The sequence below is a fragment of the Armatimonas sp. genome, from assembly GCF_043760365.1.
Lineage (GTDB): Bacteria > Armatimonadota > Armatimonadia > Armatimonadales > Armatimonadaceae > Armatimonas.
In genome coordinates, this window is sequence record NZ_JAYUPA010000057.1 from 1 (window position 1) to 6,746 (window position 6,746).

Below are 6,746 nucleotides of genomic sequence, written 5' to 3' on the forward strand. Positions count from 1 at the left end.
GGTGAGGATATCCACGCAGTAGCGCTCCTCGTCCACCATGCGCTGGATGCCCGCCACTTGCCCCGCGATTCGTTTGAGGCGGGTCGTGAGCTTCTTGCGCGGGTTCGTCTTATCTTCCATGATAAATAATATACCCCCATAGGGTATATCCGTCAAGACTAACGAACCAGGTAGTTGCGCATCATTCCGGCGTCTTCGTGCTCCAGGTTGTGGCAGTGGTACAGAAACAGGCCGGTGTAGTCCTCGAAGCGCATCCGCAGCTTGACGCGCTCGCCGGGCATAACGAGAACGGTGTCTTTCCAGCCCTCGTCCACATATCCCTGACTGACGGCGTTCCAGTAACCGCGAAAGTCAGGCGCGATTTGCCGCTCTACCACCTGGAACTGAAGGCCGTGGATGTGCATCGGATGCGGCATTTTCATCATGCCCATCATCCCCATGCCACCTCCCGTCGCGTTGTTATCAAAGACCCAGGTCTCCTGCGTGTTGAGACGAACCGTCTCCTCTTCAGAGACCGAGGTCATGTCCTGCATATCAAACACCCGGTTGTTAAGCTGCCAGCTCATGTGTGCCATCGTTGGCCGGAATGTACGAGGCATCGCTTCATTGACCGAATCCGAGGCAAGAAAGGGCGTCATTCGGGAGAGCTGGGCAGGAAGAGGGCGCTTTGCCGCACCAGGCCCGGTCACCCGAGCCGTTAGAATCGACAGCGCGGCTCCGTTGGCGACCGCGGCATTGCCCATCATCATTGCCATCATGCCCATCGCAGGAAGGGAAAACGACTTGCTTTGCAGCCTCTTCGTCGCGCCCGTCGCCAGCGCGCTAAAGTCCACCCAGAGCTCTATGCGCTCTGCCGGCGCGAGCATCACGTACTTGCGCTCCACCGGCTTCTCCAGTAGGCCACCGTCGGTTCCGATCACGGTCAGCGGAGTGCCGTCGCTCCAGGCCAGCTTATAGATCCGGGAGTTGGAGGCGTTGAGCAGACGCAAGCGATAGGCGGTCGCAGATACGGGAAGCTCGAACTTTGGATGTCCATTGACAAGCACCGTGTCGCCCAGGAAGCCCATTATCCGATCCATCATCCCGCCAGGTAGGTAAGCCAGCTGATTATTCGAGTCGAACGTTCTATCTTGCAAAACAAGCGAGACATCGAATGCCCCGCTTGGCAAACCCGCTTTTTCCTCTTCGTCGTCGCTGACAATCAGAAGCCCGGCAAGCCCGTAGTAGACCTGTGGTCCCGTTCGATCAGCAGGATGCGCATGGTACCAGTAGGTGCCCGCGCGGTTCTTGATGTCAAACTCGTAGACGAAACTCTGTCCTGGGGCGACAGTGTTGCTGGGGTGGCCGTCCATCGCAGCGGGCACGTGCAGCCCGTGCCAGTGAACGACAGTGGGTTCGAGCAGGTCGCTGGTGAAGCGCACGCGTAGCTTCTGACCGCGACGGACACGAATCGTCGGGCCCAGATAGGAGCCTTCGCTTGCTTGCAGACAACTCGGCTCGCCCTTCAGAAGCGTCCCCTGAAACTGCCAGACTTGCGTCGGCCTCCCTCGATATATCGACACCTCGGCTTCGGTTGCCTTCAACGCGATCTCGACGACGGAGGGAGCTGAGCTGCCAGTCACACCGAGCGCCTTCTCTCCCGATTTCTGTCCCACACTCGACTTAGAGGCGAGCAGCCCGCCGACTCCGATCACACTTCCTAGCCCCGCAAGGCCAAGGAAATACCGTCTGTCCATGCTACCCACGCTTCTTTCTGTATCGTTTCAGATAACTCTGGAGAGTGCCAACATACATTTCTGGTTCCGTAATTTATCTGATCCACCTAGGTTCCAGATATCAGGGAACCTTCGCTACTTGCTCAGCATCTACTGTGGCATGAGATACCCATCGGGGGTATACTCAAAGATAATCTGATGTTTCGCAAGCACACGGTTTTAATGCTCGTCTTTGCAATGATGACGACCTTCCTGGCTCCGGCCCGGCTTGTGCTCGCTTGCCAGATGCAATCTCAAACCGCGGCTTGCCCCATGATGGCAGCGAGGCAGAAAGCGGAGGGGTTGTCCTGCTGCGCGAAGAAGGCGACTTCACAAGACGCCTCGATCTCCGCGCCCTGTTGCTGCAAGATGCAGTCTGCCCCATCGTCTCCGAGCTTCCCTGAGGCAGTGGTCACGGCGGAGAGTCCCCTCTTCGTTCTCGGCACTGCTGCGGCCCCTATTGTTGCCTCTGTTGCGACAACGGTTTCGCTAGCCGGTTTGGCCCTGGAGTTTTCGGCTCCACGCGGGCCACCCCTTCCCTTTGCTGCCCTTCGTGCTCCTCCCACCTTTTCCTGAACTCCGCTGCCAGGCTGTCTATGCCTTGCGGCTTTTCGTCGCTTGCACGAAAGTTCGTGCTGACCTCCTCAGGAAAAGAAAATCATGTTTACAAATACTCGGCGTGTCGCCTTAGGCACACTGGCTCTGGTGGCGCTTCTTAGCGCACCGAACCCGACTCTGGCTCAGGTAGCTTCGGCACCTGCTGGCCTTCAAAAGACCATTGGCAAGTACACTCTTACACTTCGATTGCCCACCGAAGGTGTCTTTGCCGGGGAGCAGATTGATATCGAGTTCCGCCTGCTCGATACAAGCAAGATAGACCCCGTCTCTGGGGCCACGGGAGTCGCTCGGGTTCAGACCAAAGCAATCGTCACGATGCCGGAGATGGCGGGGATGCCCGCTCAGAGTCCTAAGATTCACACCGAGGGAGTTCCTGGTGACTACGGCATCGAGTGCTACTTCCCCCACGGCGGCCAGTATCAGATCGCGCTTAGTTTAAGCGTGCCTGGAGAGAGCAAGCCCCTTACGGCGAGCTTTCTGGTGGATGTACAAGACGCCGAAGCGCGGCAGAGCAAAAAGCCCGTTCCCAAGCCCTATTTTGTCGAGGTGAAGAGTGTAGGCGCGGCAGTCGCGGGCAAGCCTGTTGAGCTGCGCTTTGCCATACGGAACATGAAAACCAAGGCTATAGTCAAGGACTTTGACATTGCCCACACCAAGGTTTTCCATCTACTCATGACCAGTAAAGACCTCTCCTGGTTCGCCCATGAGCATCCCGAGGCGCAACCCGATGGCACGTTCACCCACACACAGATCTTTCCCAGCGGCGGTGAGTACCGAATCTACGGCGATGTTGCTCCTAAAGGCGCAGGCTCGCAGATTCTCGGCACAACGCTCAAGGTGGCTGGCCCTGCAGCAAAGCCCGTTCCGCTCGTGGTAGCAGGGACGAAAAATACGGTGGATGGGATCACGGCAAATTTTAGTGCGGCAACGAGTCCGATTCCCATCGGCAAGAGCACGATGCTCACCTTCAAGCTGACCGATAGTGCGGGCAAGCCCGTGACCAATCTAGAGCCCTACCTAGGGGCATTTGGCCACCTGATGATCATTCATCAAGACGGCCAGACCGTGGTTCACAGCCACCCCGCCGAGGACGAGAGAGGACTCGCCGAATCGAAAAAAGGCAACGTCGCGTTTAACGCTCGCTTCCCCAAGCCCGGTGTTTACAAGGCGTGGGGCCAGTTTCAGCGGGGCGGCAAAGTCGTCACCATTCCCTTTGTCGTGAAAGTTGGTGCGGCTAAATGAAACGGCTTTTATTGATCGCGCTTGCTTTCTCGCTACTTCCCTCTGCCTTCGCGCACCCGCCGACTGGGGCTAAAAGAGGCCCCAGTAAAGCCGATCCTTTTCTAAAGCAGGCGCTTGCCGCGAAGAAAAAAGGCGATATGAAAGCCTATGAGACGGCGCTGCTGGCGGCTAAGAAGATCCTTGCCGAGGAGGGGCGCTTTGCCTGTTGTATCAAGGGCGGCTGCGCGGAGTGCGCCTTGGAAGGCAACTGTGGCTGCGCGGCGAATCTCTTTGAGAAAAAAGGCGTCTGTAAGACCTGCCTAGAGGGCATCAAGGCGGGAAATGGGCGCTACGATAATCTCACGCCGGACATGCTCTTTGAGCAGCTTATGCAGATGGAGATGCCCGGGACATTTGGCCCGTGGAGCATGAGCCGCGAAGGCTCCGGCACGACGTGGCTCCCCGAGTCCAGTCCGATGTACGGACGGATGAGCGAGCGCGGCGGCTGGCAGCTGATGCAGATGGGTCTTGCGACTCTGGCCTATGGCGACGCGGGTGGTAAGCGAGGGGAGAGCCAGACCTATGGCGCGACCCAGTACATGCTCATGGGGCAAAAGCGCGACGAGAAGGAGCGCGTTCTGGGTCTGCGCGGCATGTTCTCCCTTGATCCGCTCACCAATGGCAAGAAGGGCTACCCAAATCTCTTCCAGACAGGCGAGACGGCAAACGGCCAGCCGCTGAAAGACCGCCAGCATCCCCATGACCTGATCATGGAGCTCGCCGCCACCTACAGCGCACCGCTCGGAGGAGATAAGCGTGGCTTTCTCTACCTGGCTCCGGCGGGCGAACCTGCGATTGGCCCGGCGGCGTTTCAGCACCGGCCCTCGGCCTGGGACAACCCGAGTGCTCCTATCTCGCACCACTGGCTCGATGGCACCCACATCACCTACGGGGTCGCAACGGCGGGCGTGACGGCAGGGGATAAGTGGAAAGTGGAAGGCTCGATCTTCAATGGGCGTGAGCCTAACGAGGCGCGCTACGATATCGACCCGATCCGCCTCAATAGCTACGCGGGTCGCATCACACATAACCCGAGCAAAGACCTGAGTTTCCAGGCTTCCTACGGCTTTCTCAAGTCCCCAGAAACCCTGGAGCCGGGCGTGAACCAGCACCGCCTGACCCTTTCCGCGATGCACAACCGGGCTTTTGAGAACGGGGACAATCTCGCCTCGATGCTGGCTATCGGACAGAACCTCAAGGGCGGTGGCAAGACCACGGCGATTCTGGCGGAGACCGCCTACACACGGGGGAAGCAAACCTACTTTGCGCGGCTAGATAACACCCAGAAGGATGAGCTGGTCGGCGTGCCCGCAGGAGTCTACCGGGTGCAGAAGCTCTCGATTGGCGGTGTCCACAACCTGAAGCAAGACGAGCGCGGCCAGCAGGGTGTCGGAGCCTCGCTCGATTTCTATGCGTATCCTTCGACTCTCAAAGCCTCTTACGGCAATGCGCCCATCTCGGTCAATGTCTTCTACCGTTGGCGATTCGGCAGGATGTAAGCACAGTCACTCAAAGATGTAAGCACACAGTCGCTACAGAAAGAAAAACCATGAACGCTAGATTCCTCACCTTAACTCTCGGAGGGCTTGCGGCCCTTGCCCTTGTTTCTTCCGACTTACACGCCCAGGACGGCATGGCTATGAAAGACGGCATGGCAATGAAGAGCTGCTGCTCTCCTCAGGGGCCACAGAAAAAGTCTGCCCCTGTTGCGGCCAGCCAGACCAAGGCTGCGCAGAAAGTAACTATCACGGTGGCAAACGGCACCTATAGCCCGGCCAGCATCACGGTGAAAGTGGGAAAGCCCGTTGAGCTGACCTTCCTCAAGGGCAAGAACATTGGCTGCGGCGACACGGTTGTCTTTCCTGACTTGAAGATCACCAAGGAGCTGAAGGCCACGAAAACAGTGATCGCGTTCACGCCTAAAAAGGCAGGCAAGCTTGCCTTCACGTGCAGCATGGGCATGTACGAAGGAAGTGTCACCGTCAAGTAGTGGAAAAGGAAAATAATATGCTAACCCCTCTCCGCATCACGAATCTGCCCGGCGCTAAAGGGCCTTCCCTGGCGCTGGATGCACAGGGCACGATGCACGTCGCTTTTGGCGTGGAAAACGCGCTCTACCTGGCCTCTGCAAGCGCCGGAGATTCGGCCTTTACAGCCCCAGTTAAGATCGCTCAGGCGGGTCGCCTCGCGCTCGGTATGCGCCGAGGTCCGCGCCTAGCAGTCTTAGGTAAAACACTGGTCGTCTCCGCGATCTACGGCCAGCAGGGCGGTGGACGTGATGGCGAATTGCTCGCCTGGCGGTCCAATGACGAAGGCAAAAGCTGGCAAGGCCCCGCGATAGTGAATGACGTTCCCGGTGCAGCGCGCGAAGGGCTTCATGCCATGGCATCAGCACCAGATGGCACACTTGCTTGCGCTTGGCTCGACTTGCGTGAGAAAGGCACCACCGTCTTCGCGTCCACCTCTACCGATGGTGGGAAGAGCTGGAGCCGCAACCTGCGGGCCTACCGCTCGCCCAGCGGCACGGTCTGCGAGTGCTGCCACGTCTCGACTTGCTTCACACCCTCAGGTGAGCTACTGGTGATGTTTCGTAATGTCCTTGCGGGCAATCGGGATATGTATCTGTGCCGGTCAAGTGATAAAGGGAAGAGTTTTACACCCGCGCAGAAGCTTGGGGTTGGCTCTTGGCTCCTCAATGCCTGCCCAATGGACGGCGGGATGATCGCAACCAGTGCCAAAAACGGGATCGTCAGCGCCTGGCGGCGTGAAGAGGTTATCTATACCTGCGTCCCCGGCAAGCCAGAGCAACGCATCGAGGTCGGGCAACAGCCCTGGATTGCCTCAGGTAAAGGCGGCACCTGGTGTACCTGGCTCGTCGGGCGGCCTGGCAAACTCCGCCTGCAAGACCCGACAGGCGCGATACGGACACTAGCTGAGGGGGCGAACGATCCGGTTCTCAGCGCAAGTAGTAAGGGGACGGTTGCTCTCGCCTGGACAGGGCCTGGGGGACTCTTTGCCACCAAAGTGGAGTCGTCTCCGTAAAGAGGCAAAATACGCCATTTGGAGGATTCACCTTCGCTATATTCATCATAC

The 6,746-nt window shown here is 58.4% G+C and carries 7 protein-coding genes; 4 read left to right on the forward strand and 3 right to left on the reverse strand.

Going from position 1 to position 6,746, the window contains the following annotated elements; genetic code table 11:
* The 3 genes from ACH2EH_RS01380 to ACH2EH_RS01390 all read right to left on the reverse strand — a co-directional run.
* Positions 1 to 120 (reverse strand): metal-sensitive transcriptional regulator (locus ACH2EH_RS01380; RefSeq protein WP_395138097.1); only part of this gene is annotated, 120 nt, incomplete at its 3' end.
* Between the two features lie 38 nt (positions 121 to 158).
* Positions 159 to 1,736: a multicopper oxidase family protein gene (locus tag ACH2EH_RS01385; protein ID WP_395138083.1), complete on the reverse strand. Its 1,578-nt coding sequence runs from the start codon at positions 1,734 to 1,736 to the stop codon at positions 159 to 161.
* A gap of 272 nt (positions 1,737 to 2,008) precedes the next feature.
* The gene (locus tag ACH2EH_RS01390; RefSeq protein ID WP_395138085.1) at positions 2,009 to 2,170 is read right to left on the reverse strand and encodes a hypothetical protein; all 162 of its coding nucleotides are present in this window, start codon (positions 2,168 to 2,170) and stop codon (positions 2,009 to 2,011) included.
* A 244-nt stretch (positions 2,171 to 2,414) separates the two neighbouring features.
* Between ACH2EH_RS01390 and ACH2EH_RS01395 the strand changes: the two genes are divergently transcribed.
* From ACH2EH_RS01395 to ACH2EH_RS01410, 4 genes are read left to right on the forward strand one after another with little or no spacing between them, the layout of a single operon-like run.
* Complete coding sequence (locus ACH2EH_RS01395) at positions 2,415 to 3,614, forward strand: FixH family protein (protein WP_395138087.1); 1,200 nt, start codon at positions 2,415 to 2,417, stop codon at positions 3,612 to 3,614.
* Positions 3,611 to 5,152, forward strand: a complete 1,542-nt coding sequence (locus ACH2EH_RS01400; protein ID WP_395138090.1) for a hypothetical protein — start codon at positions 3,611 to 3,613, stop codon at positions 5,150 to 5,152. Before ACH2EH_RS01395 ends, ACH2EH_RS01400 begins: the two co-directional genes overlap by 4 nt.
* Before the next feature lie 50 nt (positions 5,153 to 5,202).
* Complete coding sequence (locus ACH2EH_RS01405; RefSeq protein WP_395138092.1) at positions 5,203 to 5,643, forward strand: cupredoxin domain-containing protein; 441 nt, start codon at positions 5,203 to 5,205, stop codon at positions 5,641 to 5,643.
* A gap of 17 nt (positions 5,644 to 5,660) precedes the next feature.
* Entirely contained in the window at positions 5,661 to 6,695 is a 1,035-nt protein-coding gene (locus ACH2EH_RS01410) for a sialidase family protein (RefSeq protein WP_395138095.1), read from the forward strand.
* Positions 6,696 to 6,746: the final 51 nt, after the last annotated feature.